This window comes from Candidatus Binatus sp. (assembly GCF_030646925.1).
Taxonomy (GTDB): Bacteria; Desulfobacterota; Binatia; order Binatales; family Binataceae; genus Binatus.
Map to the genome: position 1 here is coordinate 45,175 of NZ_JAUSKL010000051.1, position 21,529 is coordinate 66,703.

Here is a 21,529-nt window from a genome sequence, read left to right on the forward strand (position 1 = left end):
ATGGATGATCCCGCTCCGAAAAAGCGCGCGCTCGATCTCTGGAACGAAGCCACCCGATTCCATCTCAACAACGAACTTCAGCGCGCTATCGAGCTCTACACCAAATCGATCGAGATCTATCCCACCGCCGAGGCCTACACGTTTCGCGGATGGGCTTACGAACGGATGGGCCGCCTCGATGAAGCTATCGCCGAATGCCGCATCGCAATCGAAATCGACCCCGGCTTCGGCAATCCCTACAACGACATCGGCGCTTATCTGATCGCCAAGGGCAATTTAGACGACGCTATCCCGTGGCTCGAAAAAGCCAAGCTCGCGCCGCGCTACGAGCCGCGTCATTTTCCCTTCATGAATCTCGGCCGCCTCTATGCCGCAAAAGGGATGGTCATGCGCGCGATCGAGGAATTTGAAGGCGCGCTCGCCCGCGCGCCCGGCGAACCGTTTTGCGAAGCGGCTCTCGCGCAGTTGCGCGCGATGCTCAATTGAATGGAGCAACCGTCCGAAATCGTCGGCACGCCAGCCCCTCCGTCATCCCGAGCGGAGTCTGCCCTTCTTTCCCTCGCCCGCTTGGTTGCGGGAGAGGTCGCCGACACCGAGCGAAGTGAGGCGTCGGCGGGTGAGGGTGCAGTCGGCGCGAAGAAAGGACCCGAGATCCTTCGACTCCGGCAACCTTCGGATGACGGAAGGGGCACAATGAGGATGATGAAATGAAAAATCCCGGCTCCGGAATTCTTAAAACGGTGGCTGCGCCTTGATTAAAGCCGGCCAATGATCAAAGCAGGGCAATGATCAAAGCCGACCAATGATCAAAGTAGGCCAATGATCAAAGTAGGACAGCCAGCTCCCGATTTCGTCCTGCCCACTCAAGACGGCGCCGACCTTTCGCTTGGCGGTCTCCGCGGCCACAAAGTCCTGCTCTGGTTCTATCCCGATGCCGGCTCTCCCGGATGCACCCTCGAGGGCCGCGGCTTTCGCGATCATCAATCGTACTTCGACGAGAACAACATCCGCGTCGTCGGAATCAGCTTTAATACGCCCGACGAAAATGCCGCGTTCGCACAGCAGCACAACTTCGCCTTCCCGCTGCTGAGCGATGCGAATCGAACCTGTGGCCTCGCCTACGGCGCGTGCGCCAGCCTCAATGCAACTCAGCCCGACCGCGTGAGTTTCCTGATCGATGAGCACGGCCTTATCGAGCGCGTCTATGATCAGGTCGATCCGCGCGATCATCCCGCCCGCGTCCTCGCCGACATCCTCGGCGTCTAGGCGTACCTAGGCCAAGAGCGCCAATAAGCTCCGTGTTTACGCGGCTAGTATGGGGCACAGAGGCTGTCGAATCCTTGTGCCTCGGCTTTGGTCAGATTGTGCGAGGTGACTATTCAGCCGTTGCGTTCAAGGCGAGGGCGAAGGGCCTGGCTTTCCTTTCTTGCGAAGTCCCAATGCGACCATTAGTCCTTGATAGAGCGCGTCGGACTCTTGCTTGAGATCAATGCAGGATGGAAATTCTATCGACACGATTTTGAACAGCGTAGCAATGGAAGCATTCAAACAGAACAGAAGGCCCTCCAGTGAAGAAGACCAATGATCTTCACGCATTCTATTGACATCTGGTTCCGAAATTGAACGGGGCCTACTGCTCGTCACGCCGACAGACCACATGACGCCGAAAAGCGTGCCATGTGCGATCTCGGACGCATGGCGATACAGCATCATCATCGACAGTCCCAGAGTCGCAGCAACGTTCTCTCCATACTTCGATCCAATTGTTTCAAGTTGCTGAACTGGTGACTCGGGGGTCCACTGCGTAATTTCGCGACCCTTTGGCCAAGTGAACTCGTCAATTGCAGCTTTCAGGCGCGGGTCGGAATCGGCTTTCGGCTTAGAGCTAGCTCGAATCACAATTTTCTGATCATTCAACTTTAACTCTCGGTCTAGGTCGCGATAAGCCTTCTGACTCGCATGGCGCAGCGCTCGCTCGGCGGACTTGGGTCCCAGCGCGCAAATGAAGCAGGCATTGAGGATCGTCAGGTAAACGGTCCTGCCAGTAACGAATGCATCTCGGAATCGGTTAGGAACAAGAAACGATAAAGAACCGCAAGAATCCGCAATTGCGGGCATCAGGAATCCAAGCACAGCACGTGTTACAGGAGCGTCTTTATCAACAAGCTCATTTCCGAGCCGGACTAAAAGATGCCCCTGTTTTTGCAAGTACGACAGAGCGACGCTAACCGACTCAGCGGGCGTCAATTTTTTCTCTTCAGTATTCAATCCACGGTCACCCAGATTCACACTCTTGGCGTCTGCTATCGCTGCATCATGACTCCCAGAACCGTCGCGAACAACGTCACGAGAGCGACGGCAAACGTCGAAACGATCCAAGAGTGAGTGTTATGAATCGCGTTCCAGCCTGAGTCAGTAAGGCGATAGACTGGGTTGATCGATATAGGGTTGGTCGGTAGATCACCTTCGTCCGAAACTTCCATGTTCGGAATCGCACGATGGTCTATCGGCTCCGCCCATCCGCGCAGATGGCATGTGCGCAAGGCGGTCTGTGCGCTCTCATCGCTCATTACGGCGCGCTCTACAAACCAAGCGTTGCCGGGTTGAAGAATCATTCTGACGCGCTGTCGGGACAGCCGCCGCAACACTTTCTTGATCTCTCGCTCGTCTCGCCAATAGGTCATCATGCGTGATCCCCCTTCCCGCATATCAGATCATGGCTGTGGAAATGAGTCGAATCGGTCCGGCCGGGTCGTGATCCCAATTTGATCCCAAGTGGGGTGGAAGCGACCGTGCCCCAGCTTACAGCTTGCAAATAGTCGCGTAAACGTGCGGAGAATATCGGAAGCCCCCTTAGTCTCAGATGGATAGAGCACAGGGTTCCAAATCCTTGGGCCGTGCGTTCGACGCAAGCCCATTCGCAGCGCCGCTGATATCAACCAACAATGAAAATTCGCGGCGTCCTGTTCGACCTCGACGAAACCTTGATCGAAGAGCAGGCCTCCAACGACGCCGCCGCGATGATCGCATGTGCCATCGCCGCCGAGCGCGTGGGCATCGATCGCGACGCCTTGCTTCGCGCGATGCGCGAGCGATCGCTCGAGCTATGGCTCGGCGGCCCGATGATCGACTACTGCCGCAACATCGGAATCAGTCCGGGCGAGGGACTTTGGGGCTCGTTCTCGAGCGCTGATCCGGGCGCGGCGCGGCTGGGCCAATGGATCCCGGAATATCGGATGCTCACGTGGCTCGGCGCGTTGCAGCGCGTTGGAATCGACGATCGATCGCTGGCGGCGGAATTGGCCGCGACCTTCATCACCGAACGGCGCGCGCGCCACCTCGTCTTTCCCGAAATCCTTCCGATGCTGCTCGACCTTCGCCGCAACTATCGCCTCGCGCTCATCACCAACGGCGCCACCGACCTCCAGCGCGAAAAAATCGACGGCGCCGGCCTCGGCGCATTCTTCCCGGCGACACTGATCTCCGGCACGCTAGGGATCGGCAAGCCGCGCCCGGAAATCTTTCTAGCCGCGCTTTCGCAACTCGGCCTCGCCGCCGCCGAAGCGGTGATGATCGGTGACAGCCTGAGCCGTGATATCGGCGGCGCCGGCGCGCTCGGAATCAGAACGATCTGGATTAATCGGCTCCGCAGGCCCCGTGACCAGCGTTATCGCTCGCCGGATTTCGAGCTAACCGACCTGCGCGGATTGCCGGCTATCATCCCGCCCTCTTAATACCTCGCCCGCTTCGTTGCGGGAGAGGTCGCTGAAACCGAACGAAGTGAGGGATCAGCGGGTGAGGGTGCAGTCGCGTCCTCTCGACGCCCGCCACTTCCGCAGCGCGCCAATATCTTGCCGCTCTACCTGCGGATGCCATCGATCTGCCATTCCTCGACCTATGCGCCTCGCCGGATGCCTATCTGTGGACACTTAAGATCATTGTAGTGCCGATGGTCTCCGGCGACTTAGCGTGGCTCATCCCTTGCTCCAGCTTGGGACAGTACAACCAGGGGACTTCGCGGAAGAATGGAAACTGTTGCTATCGCAGAGAGTCAAATTGGCGAGTGGCCCGCGCGCATGGAATACAAGGAACGGGATTTGATTAAGCTCGATCAGCTGGCCGAAGGCTCGGAGCGGGTGCAGGGGATGGTCGTGCGCTCGGTGCAATTGCGCAATGTGCTCAAGACCGTCGCGAGGTTGAGTCCTTACAAATCGACAGTGCTTATCTCCGGGGAATCCGGCACCGGCAAGGAACATATCGCCCGCGCTCTGCATTCGTTAAGCGGGATTTCAACTCCGTTCGTCATCTTCAATTGCTCCAACCTGCTCGAATCGCTCGCCGAGTCGCAACTGTTCGGACACGTGAAGGGCGCCTTCACCGACGCGCGCGAGGATTCGCAGGGCTTCTTCCGCGCCGCCCACGGCGGCACGCTCTTTCTCGACGAAATCGGAGACCTGCCGCTGAAGCTGCAACCCAAGTTGCTGCGCGCGGTCGAAATGCACGAAGTGCAGCCGGTCGGCTCGTCGCACTCCTACCACGTCGATATCCGGCTGGTTGCGGCGACCAATCGCGATCTGCGCTCGATGGTCAAGGCGGGCCAGTTCCGCGATGACCTCTTCTATCGCCTCAACAACGCCACCATCTTCATCCCGCCGTTGCGCCGGCGCCGCGAGGCGATTCCAGCCTTCGTCGGGTATTTCATCCAGCATTTCAACAAGATCTTCGGCACCAACGTCGAGGAAATCTCCCGCGGCGCGCTCGAACTGCTGTGCAACTATCAGTGGCCCGGCAATGTCCGCGAGCTTGCGCACGCGGTCGAAAGCGCAGTCCTCCTGAGCGACTCCAACGGTATCGGAGTCGCCGACCTGCCGCCGGAAATCGTCAATGGCTCCGGGGCCGAAATGCTCGAAGCGAAAAATGCCGAAGCGCTCGATAGCCCGGACTCCGAAGGCGTCGTGCGCCGCCTCACGCCGATGAACTTTGCGCCCGAAACACCCGCGCTGCTGCTTGACGAAGTCATCCGGCAAACTCTGGTCCGTTCGCTCGAAGAAACAGAGGGCAATCGCCGCCGCGCCGCTGCGATGCTTGGTGTTTCCCGCTCGACCTTATACCGGATGCTCACGCGCTACGGCCTCGAAGATCCGCGCCGCTCGCCCTGATAGCGCGCCGCAAGTTTCTTGGGGTGGGTCGCGCCGCGCAAGGGGGGACGCGGCCCGCCCACTTCCGAGGCCGCAATCCAGACCAAATCCGCCTTCGCTTCCTGTTCTCCTGAACTGCCAACGTTTCACGTGAAACATCGCCAGCGAATCAAGCGCTCAGTTCGAGGCCGGCGACGCGGCCGCCGCGGATGCGCGAGTCGCCTCCCAGATCGCGTACAGCGGATCCTCAGGATGCGCCTTGGCCAACGCGATGATCTGCTCGATCGTCGCGCGCAGGTCGCCATGATTGATTCGCTGCAGCGCCGCGAAATTGTCCAGGTCGCGAAAATAAATCAGGTAGTTCACCAGCACCGCGTTGTTGAGCGGCTGCTTGTCGAGGTCGTAGTGCTCGAGGCCCGAGAGTGTCGGCTCGAGCGCCGCGTAATCGGCTTTGATCGCCCCAAACGCGACCTCGCGCTGCTTCAGAATTTCGTGTTCGGGAAGATCGCTCGTGTAGATTTTCAGCAGCCGCGCTTGCTCCTGCAGCAAGAACCGCGAGAAGCGAAGTTCGCTGTCCAGAATCGCGCGCGCCGCGATCGTGTCCGCCGCCGACTCGCCTTCGGTCGCCGCGAAGAACGCGATCGCGCCGGCGCTGCCGACGTAGGTCGCCGCCGATTCGTCGAACATCGCGTCGCTTGGCAGGTAATAGGTGCGATGAAACAGTTCGTGGATCAGCACGCCCGCCAATTCCACCCGATCTAGTTTGAGCAGATTCGATAAAACCGGATCGTCGAAAAAGCCGAGGCTCGAAAATGCCACCGCCGGCCGCACCATCGTGTCGAGGCCCTCGCTCTCGAGCGAGGCCGCCATCGCGTTGGCGTCTGCCGGGTCGAAATAGCCGCGATACGGCACGCTGCCCACGATCGGGAACCACCATGTATAGGGCCTCAGCGAATCGCGCGGAGCCGCCATCACGACGTGCACGACCGCGCCGTTATCGACCGGCGCGATGGTTTGATAAGCGCCGCCGACTTCCAGTCCGAGGTTTTCTTCGGCGAATTTCCGCACGGCGAGAACGGTTTCGAGCTTCTCGCGAATTTCCGGCGAGAGGTCCCGCTGCGCGAGCTCGACGGAAATCGGTTTTCGGTTCCACAGGATGCGCCCGCCTTCATAGGCCGCGCGCGCGAGATAACCGGCGTAGCATCCGGCGAGCAGCGCCGACGCCGTGATCAACGCCGCGGCGCGAACGACTGCGCTCCGCCTGACGAATCCACGCACGGCGCGAAGGTCAGCCCGCGACCAGGCGATCGTTGTTCGCCATCGCGGCGTATTGCAGTTCGAACAGCCGAAAATATAGGCCGCGCTGCGCGAGCAATTCCGCGTGCGTGCCGCTCTCACGCAGCACGCCGCCGCCCAGCACCATGATTCGATCAGCGCGCTCGATGGTGGAAAGCCGATGCGCGATCACGACCGCAGTGCGATCGGCGAGCAACTCGTCGAGCGCGAGCTGAATCAGGCGCTCGGTCTCGCTGTCCACGCTCGAGGTCGCCTCATCCATCACCAGGATGCGCGGGTTGTAGGCGAGTGCGCGCGCGAAAGAGAGCAGTTGGCGCTGGCCCGCCGAAAGATTTGCGCCGCGCTCGCGGATTTCCTCGGCCAGTCCGCGCGGCAGGCGTTCGACGAAGCGCAATGCCTGCGCTCGCTTCAGCGCGATGCTGACTTCGCGTTCGCTGAGTTCCGTGCGCGAGAGCCGGATATTTTCCATCACGTCGCCGGCGAACAAAAACACGTCCTGCTGCACGTATCCGATTTCGCGCCGCAGCGCCGGCAGGTCCCACTCGCGCACGTCGATTCCATCGACCAGGATGCGCCCGCCAGTCACGTCATACGCGCGATTGAGCAGTTTGATGATCGTCGTTTTGCCCGAACCGGTCGGGCCGACGATTGCAATCTTCTGACCCGGCTCGACGCTGAAGCTTAGGTCGCGCAGCACCGGTTCGCCGCGCCGGTACTCGAACGTCACGTGATCGAAAACGATCGCGCCGCGCGACGATGCCGGGATTTTCGGTCGCGCGGGCATCGGCAGCGTCTGCTCGGTCTGCATCAAGTGGAAAATCTTTTCGACTGACGCGAGCGCGGATTGCAGCGCGCTGTACTTGGTCGAGATGTCGCGCAGCGGCATGAAGAATTGCTGCGCATACTGGATGAAGGCGATCAGCGTGCCGAGCGTCACCAGATGCCGAATCACGCTGCCGCCGCCAATCCACAAAATCACCGCGACGGTAATCGTGCTGATCGTCTCGACCGCGGAGAACTGGCCGGCCTCGTACACGTTGGCCATCATCTGGACTTCGCGCGAGCGGACATTCAACGCGTCGAACTCACGGCGGCTCTCGCGCTCGCGGGTGAAAAGTTGCACGACGGTCATGCCGGCCAGCGACTCGGAGAGGTAGGCGTTCAGCGCGGCGAGGCGATCGCGAATCTGGCCGTACACGATGCGCGAGCGCGAGCTCAAGAAGTAAATGATGATGGTGAGCGGCGGAATCGAGCACAGCGACCACAGCGCGAGCCGCGGATGCAAGCTGAACATGATCGTCACGATGCCGCCGAGGGTGAGTGCGTCGATAAACAGCGTGAGCGAGCCCGCGCCAAACATGTCGTTGATCGCATCGACGTCGGTGGTCATGCGGCTGACGAGGCGGCCGACCGGGGTGCGATCGAAGAACGACATCGGCAATCGCTCGATTCGGCGGAACAGCGCGAGGCGCAAATCGGAAAGGCTGTATTGCGCGACCATCATCATCAAGTAGAACTGGCCGTAGAAGGCTGCGAACTCGAGGATCACCAGCAGCAGATAGAGCATGCCCATCACGAACAGGCCGTGGCCGCCGGAAATGCGGAACAGCACGGCGAGCCATGCGGGCGGCGTCGCGCCGTGATGGCCGGAGAGAAATTCATCGACGGTGAGCTTGATGATGTAGGGCTGCGCGAGCAGGAACGCGGAATCGAGCGGCATCAGCGCGGTCGCGGCCCAGAAGAGTCGCTGGTACGGACGGATGAATCCCCACACCCATCGCAGCAGCGCGAGGTCGTAAACGCGGACCGGAGATTCTTCAGCAACCTGCATCAGTAGCGGCTCAATTCTTCCTCGAGCAACTGGCGGCGGAACAACTCGGCGTAGATTCCGCGCCGTCCCATCAATTCTTCGTGCGTGCCGCGCTCGGCGATCTCGCCGTCGTCGAGCACGATGATCTGATCGGAGTCGCGGACGGTCGAGGCGCGATGCGCGACGACGATCGTGGTGCGGCCGGCGACGCTTTGCTCGAGACTATCGAGCACCGCCTTTTCGGTTTCGGTATCGACGCTCGAAAGCGCGTCGTCGAGCACCACGACGTTGGGATTGTAGGTCAGCAGGCGCGCGATCGTGACGCGCTGCTTCTGGCCGCCCGAGAGCGCCATGCCGCGCTCGCCGACGATCGTGTCGAAGCCGTGGCCGAGCGTCGCGATATCCGGTTCGAGGCCGGCGATTTGCGCCGCACGCTCAATCTCATTTTGAGATGCATCCTTGTTGCCGAAGGCGATGTTGCGCGCGAGCGTGTCCGTGAACAGCACCGGTTCCTGCGGCACCATCCCGATTGTGCGGCGGAGCGCGCCGAGCGGAAGTTCGTGCACGTCGCGGCCATCGAGCATCACGCGTCCTTCGGTGGGTTGCAGCATCCGCACCAGCAGCTTGACCATCGTCGATTTGCCGGCGCCGGTGCGGCCGACGATCGCGAGCTTTTCGCCCGCCGCGACTTTCACATTGATGTCTTTCAGCGCGTAAGTGATTTTGCCGCCGGCGCCGTTGGCGCGATTGCTGTCGTTCGCGAAATAGCTGAACCACACGTGGTTCCATTCGATAGCGCCGTTGATCTCCAGTTTGAGATCGCTCCCCTCGACCGTGTCGGCGCCTCGCGCATTGAAAATCTCATCGAGGCGCTTCATCGAAGCTTTGCCGCGCTGATAGATCGATAGCATCCAACCGAGCGAAATCGTTGGCCACGCGAGTTGGCCCAGGTAGCTCAGAAACGCGACCAGCGAGCCCAGCGACATCTGGCCCGCGATCACAAGCGAGCCGCCGTAAATCAGCACGATCATCGTGGAGGTGGCGGCGGCGCCGCGAATCATCGGCATCATCGCGCCGCGGGTGCGCGCGAGCGCGAGTCCCTGCTCGTTGTAGGAAGCGTTGATTTTGCGGAACAGGCCGGCCTCGTGATCCTCGAGCGTGTAAGCCTTCACGACGTGGATGCCGGCGAGGCTCTCCTGGACCTTGGAGCCGATCGACGCGAGGCCCTCCTGCACCCTGAGGCTGCGCATCATCATCGCGCGCATCAGCCATCGGATCGCAACGAACAGAATGAAGTATGGCACGATCGCGACGAAGGTCAGGCGCGCGTTCAGCGAACTCATGAAGACCAGCGCGAGGCCGTAAATCAGCGGCGTGTTCGCGATCGTCAAAACGAACATCCCAACCATCATGCGGACCGCGGTCAGGTCGTTGATCATGCGCGACATCAGGTCGCCGGTTTTGTAGGTCTGGTAGAAGTCGGTGCTGAGCGTGGTCAAATGCGCGAAGAGATCGTTGCGCAGGTCGTATTCGATATCGCGGCCGACGTTGAAGATGACGAAGCGCGAGAACCAGCGCACGACGCCGAGCACGATCGCAAATGCGATCATCAGTTCGGCGTACCACGCGATCTGCTCGAAGCTATGCGCCTTGGTGGCGTCGATCGCGTCGCGCATGAAGAGCGGGATCATCATCGCGAGGGTGGCGGTCGCAAAAGTGCAGACGATGCCGAACAGGTAGCGCCGCCAGTAACGGCGCATATAAAGGAGCAAGCGTTTCATGAGCGATGCTTAAATTATCAGGTCTCAGACGCGATAGAAGTGGCGGGCGCGGGAAGTTCCGGCGGTCGCGGCGATAGGAATCAAAGCGAGGTGCGGGATTTGATGCGGCGCTCGTATAATTTCGCGTACTTCAGAAATACGTAAAAGGCCGCCGTCATCGCAGCGTAGAGGCCGCGGCCGCCGTCACGGAAGCCGCCTCGGATCACGTAGAAATTGAAAAACCGCCACGCCGGATTCGCGATCATCCTGAATGGCGTGAACGCGTTCGGCTCCTGCTCCAGCGCGGCGCGCGAACTGAAGCGATTGATCGTGGCGACATGATCGGCGATATCGCGATAGCTGAAATGCAGAATCGGATTCTGGAGGCGCTCGACGCGGCCCTCGACGATCACCTTGTCGTGCGGATCGCGGCCGCCGATATGACCGCGATCGCGCCTGAAGAGGCGCACCGGCGTGTCGGGATAAATCGCATGCGAATAATAATGACTGAGGTGATAGAGAATCCGCCGGATGCGATAGCCGTCGGCAGCGCCAGGCGAAGCGACGGTGCGCAAAATCTCTTCGCCGAGATCGTGCGTCGCCTGCTCGTCGGCGTCCATCAGCAGCACCCAATCGCCGGTCGCGCGATCGAGCGCCATCTGCTTCTGCATCACGTAGTTGGTGAACTCATGCTGCACGACATTGGCGCCGGCATCGCGCGCGATCGCGACCGTGTTGTCGGTCGAGCAGGAATCGATGACGATTTTTTCGTCGCAGAACCACGCGCTCCGCAGACATTGCGCGATCAGCGCCTCTTCGTCGCGCGTGATCGTGATCAGCGAGATGCGTGGACGTTCGGCCATGCGGCGTTCAGTGCTTTGGATGATCGAGTTCGTCGATCACTTTGGTTGCGATCGATTTGAAAGCCGCGCTCACGGGATGCGACGGATTGGCGGCCACGATCGGCTGAGCGCGATCGCCGCCTTCGCGCAGTTCGCGCACCAGCGGAATCTCGCCGAGGAACGGCACGCCCAGTGACTCGGCGAGCCGGCTGCCGCCACCATGCGAAAAAATATCGTGGCGATGATTGCACTTGCGGCACAGGTAATAGCTCATGTTCTCGACCACGCCGAGCACGGGCACGTGCACCTCGTCGAACATCGCGACGCCGCGCTTGACGTCGAGCAGTGCGATCTCCTGCGGCGTCGTCACGATCACGCCGCCTGCGAGTTCAACGCGCTGCGTAATCGTCAGTTGCGCATCGCCGGTGCCGGGCGGCAAATCGAGCACCAGGCAATCGAGTTCGCCCCATTCGACGTTGAACAGAAATTCCGTCTCGAGCTTGGTGACCATCGGACCGCGCCAGATGACGGCGGTTTCATCATTGATGAAGAGCGCCATCGAAATGTAGCGGATGCCGAAGCGCTCGAGCGGAATCATGCGGCGCTCGGGCGTGAGCGCGACTGCTTTCTCGACGCCGACCATCATAGCGATGCTGGGACCGTAAACGTCGGCGTCCATCAGGCCGACGCGCCAGCCGAGCGCGCGCATCGCGAGTGCGAGATTCACGGCGACCGTCGATTTGCCGACGCCGCCTTTGCCGCTCGCGACGGCGACGATGTGCCTGACGCCGGGAATCGCGCGGCGCTGCGCGGTGGGCGAGGGCGCGCGCGGTGCGGATTGCGGCGGAGCTTCGACGCTGACGTTCACCGCAGGCACGCCAGGCATCGCGGCAACCGTCGCTTTCACGTCGGCGACGATCTTGTCGATGACTTCAGGCTTGGCGGAAATCGCGGTGAGCGAAACGGTCACGCCAAGAGACGCGACTTCGATATCCTTGATGACGCCGAACGAGACGATGTCGCGGGTGAAGCCGGGATATTTTACTTTCTTGAGTTCGGCGAGAATTTCGTTGGGACTGGGCATGTGCGGGCGGAACCTGGGCGATGCTCTGGTTGCGAAGTCGTTATTAAGGTCTGCGCGTCATGTTATCATTCCGCGACCGCAGGAAAAACGACGGGCATCGGAGATTAAATCCCAAGTGAGCAAAGTTGGCGGCGACGGCGCGCGCGATTATCCGCGGATTCGATTCGGCGCCGGCGATACGGCGGCGCTTGCGGCACGAGAACTTGCCGATGGGCTCGCTGCGATGCTCGGCGAGACTATCGACGCATCTGGTGACGCATCGACGGCGGGATCGGAGTTGCGGGTCGAGCTTGGCGATACGGACAAATCGAGCGCGAAGGCGGTACAACTCGACGGCGACAATATCGAAGTATCGCGCGAGGGCGGCGCTGTGGTGATGCGCGCAGGCAGCGATCGCGCACTGATTCACGCAGCGGCGGACCTGCTCGAGAAGCTCGGCGCGCGATTCCCGGTCGGCGCTGCGCCGTCGTATCCGCGAATCGAAGCGGTGCAAATCGGCGCGATCGAGCCGTATCGCGTCACGCCTGCGTTCACGCGGCGCGCCTTCGTGTCGGACATCATGACGTGGAACTACAATTTCGCGGATCGGCTTGAATTGCATCTGCGGCACGATCGCGAATCTATTCCGTGGATGGCGCGGCGCGGCATCAATGCGTTTTCGTACATCAGGCATGCGCACGACACGCGGCTTCGGATCGATGAGATCGCGCCGATGCTCAGCGAGTATGGAATCGACGCCGAATATGGCGGTCACGTTTTGCAGCTCCTGTTGCCGCGCGATCGCTTCGAGAAAAATCCCGAGCTGTTCCCCGCCGATGATGACGGCGCGCGGATGGCCCGCGGCAACCTTTGCGTTTCGAATCGCGACGCGGTGAAGCTTGTGCGCGAGGGCGCGCTGAGTTACGTGCAAGCGCATCGCGAGAATCGGCTGTTGCACATCTGGGGTGCGGACGTGTGGCGCGGTGCGTGGTGCCGATGCGGGGAATGCCGCGAGCTGGCGCCGCAGCTTCAGTACATGGAAGTCGTGAACGAGATCGCGAATGCGCTGGCTGGCGATGCGAGCGCGCCGCCGGTCGCGTATCTCGCGTATCACGACACGATCGAGCCGCACGCCGGATTGAAGCCACTTAAGAATGTCTGGTTCGAGTGGGCGCCGCGCGAGCGATGCTACAGCCACGCGATCGACGACGACGCTTGCGAAATCAATCCGCGGTATTTGGAATCGCTGAAACGTTACATCGAAATTTTCGACGGGCGCGGGCACGTGTTCGAATATTATGCGGACGCGATCCTGTTCGGCGGGCTGGGGTTCGCGACGCCGCACGTGATTGCGCGCGACCTGCGCGCGTATCGAGCGCTCGGAATCACCAGCGTTTCGAACCTGACCTTCGGCGCGTACAGCGCGATGGCGTATCCGGTGAACCTCGAAGCGTTCGTGCGCGGATCGATCGATCCGGATTTCGAGCCGGCGCATACGATTGCCGATGTCGCCGCGGGAAGACATCCGGGGTGCGCGAGCGAGATGGCGACAGCGTATCGCGCGATCGAGCGCGCATCGAAGCTGGTGCTCGATTATGGCGACGTGATGCGGCCGGTGATGCCGGCGGGCAAGGCGGCGCGCAAGCGCGTCGAACTGAAAACAGCGGCGCTGGCATTCGATGAAGCGCTCGCGTCGGCAGACCGCATCGCGAGGGCAATCGAGCATCCACGCGCCGATGCGGAGCGCGATCTGTGGCGCTACAGTGCCGACGTGCTGAACGCGTTGGCGGAGTATCTCGGCGCGAAGCTCGAAACGGGCGCGGAGCGGCAGCGCCGCGGCGAAATTGCGATCGAAAAGATCGCGAGCGCGGTCGAACGCATCCGTGGAATCGATCTCGAAATAAAAGGAACGTGGGGCGCGCACGATCTCGAATGGATTCGCGAAATCTGGCTGAACGCGCTGCGGCGCGGACTCGAGGAGAATCCGCCGGCGGCCGAGGAGATTTTCTGATGGACAGCGAAAACGGATTCGCACTATCGCCTGAACTGCAATCGCTGCGCGACCAGGTCCGGAAGATAATCCGCGACGAGATAATTCCAATCGAGGCGAAATGCGATCCCGACGCGGCCGAAATTCCCGAAGAAGACTACTGGCGCCTCGCGAAGAAAGCGCAGGCCGCGGGAATGTGGTGCATGGGGTCGCCGATCGAGTATGGCGGCGGCGGCCTCGGCACTTTCGATATGTGCGTGCTGATGGAGGAAATGGCGCAGCATCGAATGGGCCTCTACAATCCGGGATGCGGCGTCTTCGGGCGCACGCCGCCGCCGGTGATTTACTCCGGCACCGAGGAGCAGAAGCGGACGTACGCTGGCGGCACCATCAAAAACGCGTGGTACACATTCTTCGCCGTCACGGAGCCGAGCGGCGGATCCGATCCGGCGGGCGCGATTCAATGCCGCGCGGTGCGCCAGGGCGATACGTACGTCCTGAACGGGACCAAGATTTTCATCTCGCATGCGCATGAAGCGGAGTGGGGCGTGGTCTTTGCGCGCACCGATGCGAAAGCGGGGCGCAAAGGGATCACCTGCTTCATCATCAAGAAGGGCGCGCCGGGATTTACCGCGCGGCCATTCAAGACGCTGCGCACTTCGGCGCTGCCCAACGAAGTTCATTTCGAGGATTGCATCGTGCCGATCGAGCAACGCGTTGGGCCCGAAGGCGAGGGATTGAACCTTGCGCTCGATTTGTTGTCGCGGCTCAGATTCCCATATTCGGCGTGCAACGTCGGCGTCGGAGTCGCGGCGCTGAAGATGTCGATCAATCATGCGAAGCAGCGCAGCACGTTCGGCGAGTTGCTGTCGAAGCGCCAGGCAATCCAGTGGATGCTCGCGGATTCGGAAGTGGAACTGCGCGCCGCGCGATGGCTCACGTGGGAGGGCGCCTGGAAGGCCGATCGGGGCGAGGACTTTCGCACCGAGGCGTCGATCGCCAAGCTGTATTCGAGCGAAGTGCTGGGCCGCGTGGTCGATCGCGCGGTGCAGATTCACGGCGGCTACGGCGTCAGCAAGGAGTTCCCGATCGAGCGATGGTACCGCGAGGCGCGCATCCGGCGCATCGGCGAAGGGCCGTCGGAAGTGCATCGGATGGTGATCGCGCGCTCGCTACTAAGATGATGGTCGAAGCAGGAGAGAATCGATGACGCTGCCGCTCGATGGAATCCGCGTGATTGACCTGGGCCAGGTGTACGCGGCGCCGTATTGCACCTTGCAACTCGCCGCGATGGGCGCGGACGTGATTAAAATCGAGCCGCCGAAAATCGGCGAGGTACTGCGGCGGCCGGATCTCTCGCCGGGCGGTGTGAATTATTCGTTCCTGATGCTGAACGCGAACAAGCGCTCGGTGACGATCAATCTGAAGGATCGCCGCGGCCCGGAAATCGTGCTCAGACTGCTCGAACATGCCGATGTGCTGGTCGAGAACTATCTCGACGGCGTGATGGAATCGTTCGGACTCGGTTACGATCAGATCGCGGCGAAATTTCCGCGGCTGATTTACGCGTCGGGCAAGGGTTACGGCGCCGACAGCCGCTGGGCCAAGCTCGGCTCGATGGACAACACGATCCAGGCGTCGTCGGGCTTCATCAGTATCACCGGCTTTCCCGATCAACCGGTAAAGACCTCGGCGACCTTTATCGACATGGGCACCGGCAGCCATCTGGTGAGCGGGATTCTCGCGGCGTTGATCCAGCGCGGCAAAACCGGGCGCGGACAGCACGTCGAAGTCGCGATGCTCGACGTCGCGATTCCGGCGCTGACGAGCGCGGTCGCGCCGGTGTTGCAGGGCGCTCGCTTCAAGCGGCTCGGCAATCGCCATTGGGGCGCGTGCCCGACCAACATTTATCCTGCTCGCGACGGCGAGATTCTGATCTTCTGCCTGACCGAGGCGCACTGGCGGACGCTCGCGAAGCTGATGGCGCGCGAGGATCTCATCAACGATCCGCGCTGCGCGAATCACGGCACGCGCCTCAAGATTGTCGACGAACTCGACGGCGTAGTCGGCGATTGGACGCGCGGGCAGGCGCGCGACGATATCGTCAGGCTGCTGATCGCGGCGGGCATCCCGTGCGCGCCGGTGCGAGGGCTCGAGGAAGTGCTCGCGGATCCCGAGGTCGCGCAGCGCGGCACGCTGATCGAGAGCGAGTATCCGACGCGCGGCGCAATTCGCGTGGTCGGCACGCCGATCAAACTCTCCGACGCACCCGCGAGCGTGCTGGCGCGGCGTCCGCCCCAACTCGGCGAGCACAATGCGGAAGTGCTCGCGACAATCGGGATCGGCGCGGACGAACTCGAACGGCTGGCGCGCGACGGAGTCGTCTGAACGGATGCGCGGGATTCGGCTCGATCACGCGATGCGGAATTTTTTCTGCCGGGGCCCGTTGCGTTTCGCGCGATTGCCGATCGCCGCGCTGATCGCTTCGATGCTCCACGCTTGTGCGCCGGGTTACGATCAGCAATCGGCGGAACCTTCGGCGGCATACGAGCCGGCGGAGTCGCCTTCGGTCTATCTTTCACCGGCGGGATTCAAGGCGGATCTGATCACGCCCGCCGGCATCCACGTGAAGACCAACGGGCAATACAAAACCGATGCGCAGAAAGAGTCCGCGGCCAACGCGATCGACAGGTACTGGAATGAAGTCCGGAAATGCGCGCTGACGGTGGTGCCTCCCGGCGACACGATTTTCTCGAAGCAGATCATACCGCAATTCCCAAAGCATCTGTCGATCGAAATCGCGGACAACTGGCAGGTGGTCGAGGGTCCGAAAACGCATCGCAAGATGCAGGCGTTCCCGTCGCTGGCGCATCCGGGTTCGTGGTCAACGGCGCGGCGCGAGGAAGAGGCGCTGTTCGTGACGGTGGTGCCGGAGCTGGTCGGACTGGGGCCGCAGATGGCGGGCGAGCTGAACGTGTGGCTGTCGGGCAGTACCAGCAACGCGCCGCTGGACCTGTCGAATACCTGCTCGACGGTCGCGTGCGTCAAATTCGACTATCCGAATGCGCCGTCGCAAGCGTGGTCGGACTGCGAGGATTAGATTTTCTGTTGTTCTCGCAGGAACCAACTCTTGATTTCCGCGTTCACAGAATGACTTCATATAGATGACTTTTTGATAGCTTGCGTTGTCATGGCGCAATCAAGGGTGACCGGGGCCACGGACGCACTTCGTTTGTTTGAACTCGAATCCGTTCCTCCCGAACGCCTCGAGTTGCAGCTCTCGCCGGTGGCCGGGACGGTTGCGAGCTACGTTCTTACCGGGGCCGCCGAACGCTCGTGGCAAATCCTCAATCAGCATCTCGCGCGGCCAAAGGGCGCGGTGTTCTGGGTTGGCGGACCGCCGGGATGCGGCAAGACACACTTCCTCAACTATGCGATCGCGCTCGAGAGCCGCGCCGGGACGCTGGAGGCGGGGAATGCGCGGCGGCTGATCTGCGGCTTCGAAGCGTCAGGCCCGGTAAACGTGTCGGAACTCGAATTCTACCTGTTGAGTGCGATCGCGGAACCGATCGGCGCCGAGCAAAGGACCATTGATTTATGGCGCGAGATGCGCGGGGTGGGCGCCTTGCTGGTTGCGCTCGAAAACGTTCGCCGTATCGGAGTCCGCGCGCTCACGGTCGCGATCGATTTTGGATTGTCGTCGTGCCCGACGCTCGCCGAGTTTATCGAGACGCTGGCGCAGGCCGCCCAAAGATCGACCCAGGTCAAATTCACCGTTATCGCCGCGGGCCGCGAGTCGATCGGCGAGCCGGCCAAGGTGCTGGAAGTAGCGGCTGCTGCGCCGCACGAAAGAGTCAGCGTCGCGCTGCGGCGGGTCCGCAAGCTCAACGCGGCGCCGTCGCAGATCGAGCAGGCCTACGGCGGTATCGAATGCGGCGGCTACGATCCGCAATCGATATTCCCATTTCACCCCTCCTCGCTCGACGCAATCGGGGCGATTGCGGGCGCCGATCCGACCATCACGGAATTGTCGCGGGTCGCGCGCGCGGCGCTTGAGGCGGCGAAGGAAGACGTCGAGCGGCTCGCGCGCCTGATCTATCCCGCCGATCTCACGCAGATTCCGTCGATTGAAAAGTTGGTCGAGCGGAGATTGACGCCGAGCGCCGCCACTGCGCTGAAGATCGCGCGCAACTCGATCGAACGATTCGATCGCGGCGACAGAGAACTTGCGCGGGAAATTGTCGATGCGCTGATGCTTGACAACCTGCGCGGCGAACCTCGGCCAGCCATCACGCTGCGTGACCTGGCCTCGCGAGTCTCGATGCTTGCGCAGGCGCCCGCGGATGAATCGTGGCCGATGCCTCGCCTTCGCGAATTAATCCGCCAATTGGGCTTCTACACCGGCGGCATCATCAGCCTCGCGGCGGACTCGGTGCGATTCGATCCCACCGCGGCCGGCTCTCCGGAGGTCGCCGCCTTCAACGCGGCGCTCGAACTGATGCGCCGGTTCGATTCGTCGCTAATCGAGGCGCGCGACAGTGCGGAACTGCAGGCGCGCTATCGCCAACTGGACGCGGCGCTCGGCGCCGCGATCGAGCGAGCCAATCGCACCGTCGCCGCGCTGTCTGGCGCGCTCGCCGAGTTTCATCTGGATTTGCCGCCAGCGCATCAGCATGCGATTGCGAGCTTCGTCGCGGTGGCGGAATCGGGCGCCGCAGGATTGGCTGCGATGAGCAAAGATCCCGCGCAGCGTGAATCGGCGCAGAAGGTTTGTGAAGCCTACGAGGCGCTGGCGGACGCGGCCGAGGCGGTGCCGCGAATCCGCTCGATGCGCACGTTCCTCGCCGATACTGGATTGCGCGCGGATTCGCCGGACATCACCTGGCAGGATGGCTCGACCGCTGCGCTGGAAACGGAATGCGAGCTTCTGATCGCGGAGCTCGGGCCGCGGCTGATCACCGGCGCAATCCGGAACTTGAGCTCCGTCGAAGCACGTTTTCATAAATTCAAATGGACTTATGTGCAGCGATACCAGGCCGAGCACGAGAAATGGCGGATCGAGATGGACCGCCTGACGCCGATTGCGGAAGACGCGCGCCGCTACTCCAAGGCGCTAAGGCTCCTCGACGCGATTGCGGCCCTGGGTCCCGCTGAGGGCGCGCAGTTCGAGGAGCGCACCGCGGAGATCGCAGCCCGGGTCGTGCCGTGCGATCCGCGTCACAAGCCTGCTCCGGAAGCGAGTCCCCTCTGTGTGAGTTGCGGCTTTCGGCTGGGCGCGCATTCGCCGCGCGAGGAACTCGCCGACGCGACGGACCGGCTCCGGCGGGCGCTCGGGCTCAAACTCGACGCGCTGTCGCAAAAGGTGATCGCCCGGCTGATTCGCCAGTACGACAAGCAGCATCGGCTCGACGGATTTCTGAAAATAATCCAGGCTTCGCAAACCGACGCGCTGGTGCGATTGCTCGACGAAAATCTCGCGAGCTATCTAGCCGGGATCCTCGACGAAAAAACGCCCCACGCGGCGTCCGACGTCCAGGACGGCACAACGCAGCCGAGGAACGCGGGCCGTGGAAAAATCAATCGGGTGGGCGTGAACCGGCAAAGCGATCGCTGATCGCGCAGAACTGGCGGCGCGGCTGAGTTCGGTAATCGAAACTGAATCGTGGCGACCAGGCAGCGCAGATCGGCGCGGCAATCTAGGCGGATTGGCGCTTGCGCGGCTGGCCCGGCGGAAAAGCGCTCGCGCGCTTGCGGCGCGCCGGCACGTTGAATCGATCCAGCATGCGGAAGCACGCGTTGCGAATGATTTCGAGACCCCATAGCAGCGCCATCCCGGCCGATACGCCGATTCCGCGCGCGACTTCCTTGGCGAAATCCACTCCGGTGAGCGGCGTGATTCTAACCCGCGGCGTAGGCTGTTCCTGGCTGGTTTCCATCTGCATGAAGAGTAAGGGGCGAAGCGCCCGCACGCAACGCCTCGCCCCTGATATGTTCAGGCGATTGTTCCGACGCGCGCCGCTCAGTGCGGCAGCGAGGGCAATCCTCCCCCAGTTGGACTTGCTTCGGGCTCCGCCGCCACCGCCGATAGCTTGGTGATCGTCACGTCGTCGAAGCGCGCCTGCGAATCGTCGCGAGACCACAGCCCGATTCGCCCCTTCGCGATTTTGCTGTCGTCGATATCGAACACCATCTTGTTGTCGTCGTAGGTGATGAAGTGTCCGCCCTGCGCCACCACCTTGAGCTTGTACCAATTGTCCTTGTCAGTCGGAACGACGCTCTGCTTCAGCAGTTCGACCTTCCCGTTATACATTCGCGACAGCGAGAAATAGTCACTTGGGCATCCCGCGGACAGCAGATAAAAATTCTTGTCATTGACGTAGCGGAACAGGATGCCGCCCGAGCAATCGAAACGGCCACCGGTTGATTTGAATGCCGTCTCGATCGAAAAGTTCGAATACTCAGTCGGATCGGTGACGATCGTCATCGGAAAATAGTCGAGCGCGTGCGTCAGCGAGGCGAGCAATCGTCCCGCTGGCAGGCCGTAGGTATTCGGTTTGCTGGGCGCAGTCGGATCGGGGATGACCTGCCAGTCCGCCTCGAGCAATTTCCATCCGGTAGCCACGCTGCCGGCTTTGTCCGAGTCGAAATTCCAAACCTTGACTTCCGGCGTCGGAGTTGGAGTTGCGGTCAAGGTTGGTGTGGGTTCCGGCGTTCCTGCTTTCTTTTTCTGCTTCGGATATGCCGCCGGACCAGTAATGAGAATCGTCATCACGATTCCCGCTGCAACGACCGCGGCGCTCCGCAGCCACGAATTTTCCGTCATCATCTATCCTCTCTCCGCCCGTCCTTGCTGAGGCGTTTGTAGTGCCGGTTTTCGAAACCCGAGAATTGCGCGAGTTTCGCGAATCAATGCGCCCCCTGTCAAGCTGGCTCATCATTGGGACCGGGCTGAATACTCACTTGGGTCCGTTCGACGGCAATCGTCATTAGCGATTCCGCAAATGCGCGGCGACAACTCGACTGTATGCAGTTCTGATCTGGCTATTCTGCTTTCGCCTTTTCTTCGTATGTGAGTATCGGCGACTGGATACTCAATTTTTTTCCGCGTGCATACCCAATTTACTTGACTGTGGTGGGATAGAGTGGGACATTGTGGAACGCTGCGGAGGGAAAACGGTGTTCAGCGGTCGGTTTGACCATTCGATCGACGACAAGGGACGGGTAAGCATACCCGTCCGCTTTCGCGAAGTGCTGCAGCGCGACGGCCACGATCGGATGTTCATCACCAATTTCCCGTTCAACGGCAATCGATGCCTCGCGCTGTATCCTCCGAGCCAATGGGACATCCTGAATGCTTCGCTGAAGAGTAAACCGAGATTCGATCCGCGGGTGCAATTGTTCGAGACGCTGATAATTGGCGGTGCGCATGAAGTGCCGGTCGATCGGCAGGGCCGGATTCTGATTCCGCCGAAGCTGCGCGAGTACGCCTCACTCGATCGCGAAGTGACATTTTCCGCGCGCCAGGATCATTTTCAACTGTGGGACAAGCCGACGCTCGAGAAGGTTTTGAAGGCGACCGAGGAACAAATCAACGATCCTGAATTTTTCGCGAAACTGGGTCTCTGACGGA

19 protein-coding genes are annotated in these 21,529 nt (G+C 61.5%); 10 read left to right on the top strand and 9 right to left on the bottom strand.

The features are described 5' to 3' along the window. Entirely contained in the window at positions 1 to 486 is a 486-nt protein-coding gene (locus Q7S58_RS08355; protein WP_304823375.1) for a tetratricopeptide repeat protein, read from the top strand. A 333-nt stretch (positions 487 to 819) separates the two neighbouring features. Beyond that, positions 820 to 1,266 (top strand): peroxiredoxin, encoded by a 447-nt coding sequence (locus Q7S58_RS08360; RefSeq protein WP_304823378.1) that lies wholly within the window; start codon positions 820 to 822, stop codon positions 1,264 to 1,266. Positions 1,267 to 1,392: 126 nt separating this feature from the next. Here the strand turns inward: Q7S58_RS08360 and Q7S58_RS08365 are convergent, their stop codons facing one another. After that, positions 1,393 to 2,268: a hypothetical protein gene (locus Q7S58_RS08365; protein ID WP_304823381.1), complete on the bottom strand. Its 876-nt coding sequence runs from the start codon at positions 2,266 to 2,268 to the stop codon at positions 1,393 to 1,395. Between the two features lie 35 nt (positions 2,269 to 2,303). Beyond that, positions 2,304 to 2,687 (bottom strand): hypothetical protein, encoded by a 384-nt coding sequence (locus Q7S58_RS08370; RefSeq protein ID WP_304823385.1) that lies wholly within the window; start codon positions 2,685 to 2,687, stop codon positions 2,304 to 2,306. A 258-nt stretch (positions 2,688 to 2,945) separates the two neighbouring features. Here Q7S58_RS08370 and Q7S58_RS08375 point away from each other — a divergent pair, with 258 nt between their 5' ends. Together Q7S58_RS08375 and Q7S58_RS08380 are read left to right on the top strand one after the other, a co-directional pair. Next, positions 2,946 to 3,734 (top strand): HAD family hydrolase, encoded by a 789-nt coding sequence (locus Q7S58_RS08375; RefSeq protein ID WP_304823388.1) that lies wholly within the window; start codon positions 2,946 to 2,948, stop codon positions 3,732 to 3,734. A gap of 342 nt (positions 3,735 to 4,076) precedes the next feature. Further along, positions 4,077 to 5,159, top strand: coding sequence for a sigma 54-interacting transcriptional regulator (locus tag Q7S58_RS08380; protein WP_304823391.1), 1,083 nt, complete (start codon positions 4,077 to 4,079; stop codon positions 5,157 to 5,159). A 156-nt stretch (positions 5,160 to 5,315) separates the two neighbouring features. Here Q7S58_RS08380 and Q7S58_RS08385 read toward each other — a convergent pair whose 3' ends face one another. The 5 genes from Q7S58_RS08385 to Q7S58_RS08405 all read right to left on the bottom strand — a co-directional run bounded on the left by Q7S58_RS08385 (position 5,316) and on the right by Q7S58_RS08405 (position 11,930). Continuing rightward, on the bottom strand, positions 5,316 to 6,416 hold the full coding sequence (locus Q7S58_RS08385) for an aminopeptidase (RefSeq protein WP_304823394.1): 1,101 nt from the start codon (positions 6,414 to 6,416) through the stop codon (positions 5,316 to 5,318). 10 nt (positions 6,417 to 6,426) lie between these two features. Next, the gene (locus Q7S58_RS08390; RefSeq protein ID WP_304823397.1) at positions 6,427 to 8,265 is read right to left on the bottom strand and encodes an ABC transporter ATP-binding protein; all 1,839 of its coding nucleotides are present in this window, start codon (positions 8,263 to 8,265) and stop codon (positions 6,427 to 6,429) included. Next, on the bottom strand, positions 8,265 to 10,025 hold the full coding sequence (locus Q7S58_RS08395) for an ABC transporter ATP-binding protein (RefSeq protein WP_304823401.1): 1,761 nt from the start codon (positions 10,023 to 10,025) through the stop codon (positions 8,265 to 8,267). The genes Q7S58_RS08390 and Q7S58_RS08395 overlap by 1 nt, the downstream gene beginning before the upstream one ends. Positions 10,026 to 10,105: 80 nt before the next feature. After that, a complete protein-coding gene (locus Q7S58_RS08400) occupies positions 10,106 to 10,867 on the bottom strand; it encodes a glycosyltransferase family 2 protein (protein ID WP_304823404.1) in 762 nt (253 codons plus the stop codon). 7 nt (positions 10,868 to 10,874) lie between these two features. Continuing rightward, positions 10,875 to 11,930, bottom strand: a complete 1,056-nt coding sequence (locus Q7S58_RS08405) for an Mrp/NBP35 family ATP-binding protein (RefSeq protein ID WP_304823407.1) — start codon at positions 11,928 to 11,930, stop codon at positions 10,875 to 10,877. A gap of 115 nt (positions 11,931 to 12,045) precedes the next feature. On the opposite strand from Q7S58_RS08405, the gene Q7S58_RS08410 reads away from it, so the two are divergent. The 5 genes from Q7S58_RS08410 to Q7S58_RS08430 all read left to right on the top strand — a co-directional run bounded on the left by Q7S58_RS08410 (position 12,046) and on the right by Q7S58_RS08430 (position 19,513). Next, positions 12,046 to 13,920 (top strand): DUF4838 domain-containing protein, encoded by a 1,875-nt coding sequence (locus Q7S58_RS08410; RefSeq protein ID WP_304823410.1) that lies wholly within the window; start codon positions 12,046 to 12,048, stop codon positions 13,918 to 13,920. Beyond that, positions 13,920 to 15,083 (top strand): acyl-CoA dehydrogenase family protein, encoded by a 1,164-nt coding sequence (locus tag Q7S58_RS08415; RefSeq protein WP_304823413.1) that lies wholly within the window; start codon positions 13,920 to 13,922, stop codon positions 15,081 to 15,083. The genes Q7S58_RS08410 and Q7S58_RS08415 overlap by 1 nt, the downstream gene beginning before the upstream one ends. 22 nt (positions 15,084 to 15,105) lie before the next feature. Further along, positions 15,106 to 16,287, top strand: coding sequence for a CaiB/BaiF CoA-transferase family protein (locus Q7S58_RS08420; RefSeq protein WP_304823416.1), 1,182 nt, complete (start codon positions 15,106 to 15,108; stop codon positions 16,285 to 16,287). A 4-nt stretch (positions 16,288 to 16,291) separates the two neighbouring features. Next, the gene (locus tag Q7S58_RS08425) at positions 16,292 to 16,999 is read left to right on the top strand and encodes a hypothetical protein (protein WP_304823419.1); all 708 of its coding nucleotides are present in this window, start codon (positions 16,292 to 16,294) and stop codon (positions 16,997 to 16,999) included. A gap of 132 nt (positions 17,000 to 17,131) precedes the next feature. Then, positions 17,132 to 19,513 carry a hypothetical protein gene (locus Q7S58_RS08430; RefSeq protein WP_304823422.1) on the top strand — a complete coding sequence of 794 codons (2,382 nt, stop codon included), beginning with the start codon at positions 17,132 to 17,134 and terminating at the stop codon, positions 19,511 to 19,513. A gap of 82 nt (positions 19,514 to 19,595) precedes the next feature. Here the strand turns inward: Q7S58_RS08430 and Q7S58_RS08435 are convergent, their stop codons facing one another. Together Q7S58_RS08435 and Q7S58_RS08440 are read right to left on the bottom strand one after the other, a co-directional pair. After that, a complete protein-coding gene (locus Q7S58_RS08435) occupies positions 19,596 to 19,835 on the bottom strand; it encodes a hypothetical protein (RefSeq protein WP_304823425.1) in 240 nt (79 codons plus the stop codon). Between the two features lie 83 nt (positions 19,836 to 19,918). Then, positions 19,919 to 20,725, bottom strand: coding sequence for a family 16 glycoside hydrolase (locus Q7S58_RS08440; RefSeq protein WP_304823428.1), 807 nt, complete (start codon positions 20,723 to 20,725; stop codon positions 19,919 to 19,921). A 350-nt stretch (positions 20,726 to 21,075) separates the two neighbouring features. On the opposite strand from Q7S58_RS08440, the gene mraZ reads away from it, so the two are divergent. Next, on the top strand, positions 21,076 to 21,525 hold the full coding sequence (gene mraZ, locus Q7S58_RS08445; RefSeq protein ID WP_304823431.1) for a division/cell wall cluster transcriptional repressor MraZ: 450 nt from the start codon (positions 21,076 to 21,078) through the stop codon (positions 21,523 to 21,525). Positions 21,526 to 21,529: the final 4 nt, after the last annotated feature.